Source organism: Holdemanella sp., from assembly GCF_056804935.1.
In genome coordinates this window covers 1-3386 of sequence record NZ_DBMEXE010000178.1, presented here as the reverse complement: position 1 = coordinate 3386, position 3386 = coordinate 1, and the positions used below count along the sequence as shown (strand labels likewise).

At 35.8% G+C, this 3386-nt stretch carries 4 protein-coding genes; all 4 read left to right on the top strand.

Features of this window, described 5'->3' with window-relative positions; translation table 11 throughout:
• Positions 1–679: DHHA1 domain-containing protein (locus tag ACZQCL_RS07745; protein WP_482482608.1), on the top strand; the 679-nt coding region annotated here is incomplete at its 5' end.
• A complete protein-coding gene (gene rplI / locus ACZQCL_RS07740; protein WP_117572076.1) occupies positions 660–1109 on the top strand; it encodes a 50S ribosomal protein L9 in 450 nt (149 codons plus the stop codon). The genes ACZQCL_RS07745 and rplI, both read left to right, overlap by 20 nt.
• Position 1110: 1 nt before the next feature.
• Positions 1111–2457: a replicative DNA helicase gene (dnaB, locus tag ACZQCL_RS07735; protein ID WP_117572075.1), complete on the top strand. Its 1347-nt coding sequence runs from the start codon at positions 1111–1113 to the stop codon at positions 2455–2457.
• Positions 2447–3187, top strand: coding sequence for an MBL fold metallo-hydrolase (locus ACZQCL_RS07730; protein ID WP_227993844.1), 741 nt, complete (start codon positions 2447–2449; stop codon positions 3185–3187). The genes dnaB and ACZQCL_RS07730 overlap by 11 nt, the downstream gene beginning before the upstream one ends.
• The last annotated feature ends 199 nt before the right edge of the window (positions 3188–3386 follow it).

Here is a 3386-nt window from a genome sequence, read left to right as displayed (position 1 = left end):
TCAATGCAATCGTATCCTTGTGATTGATCATCATAGACGTAGTGATGCGTTTGTTAAGAATACTTTGTTGACATATGTTGAAAGCAGTGCAAGTTCAGCGTGTGAATTAATTGTTGAATTGCTTCAAAATATTCCCAATCATATTCCTATTTATGAAATGGAAGCGACGATTATGTATTTGGGTATTTTAGTGGATACAAATCGTTTTAAAATGCATACGGATGCCCGTACGTTTGAAGCAGCAGCTGCCTTACAAAATTGGGGAGCTAATACAAGTCGTGCTGAAAAAGCTTTGTGTGAAGACTATTTGTATTTCTCTATGAAGAATGCATTGATTCAGCAGGCAAAACCTTACTACAATCATTTTATGATTGCAGCGATTGATGATGAAACATTAGATAAGACGATGATGGCTCAGGTTTCACAAGCTTTATTATTGATTAAAGGCTGTGTTGCTAGTTTTACCATCGCAAAGGTAAAGACAAATCCGAATGCCGTTGCGGTAAGTGCTCGTAGTGATGGGTCTTATAATGTTCAAAAAATTATGGAAAAATTAAATGGTGGTGGCCACTTTAGTGCGGCTGCTGTCGAAAGAGAAGGTGTATCCGTGCAACAGATGAAGGATATGATCTTAAATTGTATAGAGGAGGAACTTAAAAATGAAGGTAATATTGCTTAAAGATATTCGTAAATTAGGAAAGAAAGATGATGTAGTTGAGGTAAGTGATGGCTACGCAAGAAATTTCTTATTTAAGAATAAATCGGCGATTGCGTATACAAAGGGTTCTGCCAAAGTTTTAGATAAACAAATGGAAGAAAGAGCTGAACATGAGGCTGAGTTAAAAAAAGAAGCTGAAGCTTTGAGCGAAACTTTAAAGGGTATTACTTTAGAGTTTACTTTGAGTACAGGCAAAAATGGAGCTACTTTTGGTTCTGTTTCTAGTAAACAAATTGTGGAAGCTTTATCTAAAAAAGGGATTCGTGTAGATAAAAGAAAACTTCAATTGGAACAATCTATTGCATCTTTAGGTGTGACTCGTGTTCCTGTGGATTTATATCGTGGACAAGTGATTGGTGAAATTGTTGTTCATGTAAGTGAAAAGGCATAATATGTCGCGTGAAATGCCTAACGCAGTTTCCTTAGAACAATCAGTGCTTGGCTCTTTGATGGTATATCCTAAAGTCATTCAAGATTGTCAGGAACTCGATCTACATGCAGAAGAATTTTATTTGCCTTCTCATCAGCAGATTTATCAGGCTATCTGTACAATTCATGAAAATGGTCAGCCTATTGATATGAATACGGTTGTCAATCGTTTACAGGAAACAGATCAGTTAGAGTCTAGTCAAGGAGCAGATTATATTATTCGTTTGGCAGACTCAGCTATTTCGAGTGCAACATCAAGATCTTATATTGAAACAATCAAAAATAAGGCACAGCTAAGAAGGTTGATTTATGTTGCGGATAAAATTAGTGAAGAAGGCTATTCATCTGGCGAAGATATTGATACAGTTTTAGATGATGCGGAACGTTTAGTTATGGATGTAACTAGACATCGTAGGGGAAGCGAATTTGAATCAAGTGAAGAAATCGTTACTCGTGTCATTAATGAATTAAAAGAGCTTCGTACGATGAAAGGTGTAACTGGAATTGAAACGGGTTATGTCTTATTGGATCGTATGACGAATGGTTTTCAGCGAGGCGATTTAATTATTCTTGCAGCTCGTCCTGCCATGGGAAAGAGTGCCTTGGCTTTAAATTTTGCAGCTCAAGTTGCGAAACGTAATGAAGGAGCTGTTGCGATATTTTCACTGGAAATGCCTAGTGATTCGATGATGAAGCGTTTAATGAGTTCGGAATCTCAGGTATATTCGGATAAGCTTCGTAGTGGTAAATTGACAAATGAAGAAATGTCTCGTTTATATGAGGCAGGTTCACATTTGAGTGAAAGAAAGATTTATATTGATGACACAAGTAGTATCAAGGTATCTCAGATTTTCTCGAAGTGTCGTAAATTAAAGAGTGAAAATGGCTCTATTTCTTTAGTTGTAATTGACTACTTGCAGCTGATTACGGGAACACGCGCAGATTCTCGTCAACAAGAGGTTAGTGATATTTCGCGTAATTTAAAGATTTTAGCAAAAGAAATGGAATGTCCAGTTATTGCGCTTTCTCAGCTTTCTCGTAAGGTTGAAGAAAGAACGGATCATGAACCGCAATTGTCCGATTTACGTGAGTCTGGATCAATCGAGCAGGATGCTGATATCGTAATGTTTCTATATCGTAGTAATTATTATGATAAAGATAAGGAATCACAAGAAGAAACAGAAGTTGTTGATTTATCTTTGGCAAAACATCGTAATGGTGGTATTGGAAAGATTCAATTGGCTTTTGAAAAGAATATATCTCGTTTTACAAATTTAGAAGCCTCTGGAGATGATATTTATGCGCATTGATTTATTGTGTAGTGGCTCAAAAGGCAACAGTTGTTTGATTCGTCATGAAGATACGCAATTGTTGATTGATTGTGGTTCAACAAAAAAGTATTTGATGGAAAGCTTTAAAAAGGTTGGAGCTTGTGTTGATGATACAAATGGTGTCTTGATTAGTCATGCTCATTCGGATCATGTTTCGCAGTTAAAGCATTTTAAGCATTTGGATGTGTATTCTTATTGTGATTTAAAGGATGCGTTGGATAAACATGATGTAGTACCGAATCAAAAGTTGATTATCAAAGATTTGAGCATTCAATTTCTAGGTTTGTCTCATGATTCGCCACATACAATTGGTTTTGTGGTAGAGTCGGATAAAGAAAAACTTGTGTATGTAACAGATACAGGTTATGTACCCAATCAAATCAAACCGTATATTGCGAATGCAGACCATTATATCTTTGAAAGCAATCACGATGTGGATCGTTTGATGCATACAAATCGTCCGATGTTTTTAAAACAGCGTATTTTGAGTGATAATGGGCATTTGAATAATGAAGATTCAAGTTTAAATTTAACTTCCTTGATCAATGCGAAGACAAAAAATATTGTTCTTGCGCATTTGAGTGAAGAGGCGAATACGCAAGATCTAGCATTGGATACATTTTCGAATGTACTATTACGAAAGGACTTACATCCTTCTGGAATTGATGTAAGAGCGGCAAAGCAGTTTGAAATTTTGACAATTGATTAGAATTGTTTAATGATAAAAAGCAGAATATTCATATAATATAACACTGGAAGTTTTGGAGGATTCCATTTCTTTCAGTGTTTTCTATTATGGACAAGGATGGTATAATCCCGAGTTTGACAGTTGAAAAAGTAAAAAGTGCTAGAAAGCCTTTATTCAAGGCTTAATCTAGCACTTTCGTTTTTTTGAAATGTTGTATGTG

What these genes read in the sequence shown, in the direction of transcription:
- rplI (WP_117572076.1), top strand. Translation starts at nt 660, where the DNA reads ATGAAGGTAATATTGCTTAAAGATATTCGTAAATTAGGAAAGAAAGAT.
- dnaB (WP_117572075.1), top strand. Translation starts at nt 1,111, where the DNA reads ATGTCGCGTGAAATGCCTAACGCAGTTTCCTTAGAACAATCAGTGCTT.
- ACZQCL_RS07730 (WP_227993844.1), top strand. Translation starts at nt 2,447, where the DNA reads ATGCGCATTGATTTATTGTGTAGTGGCTCAAAAGGCAACAGTTGTTTG.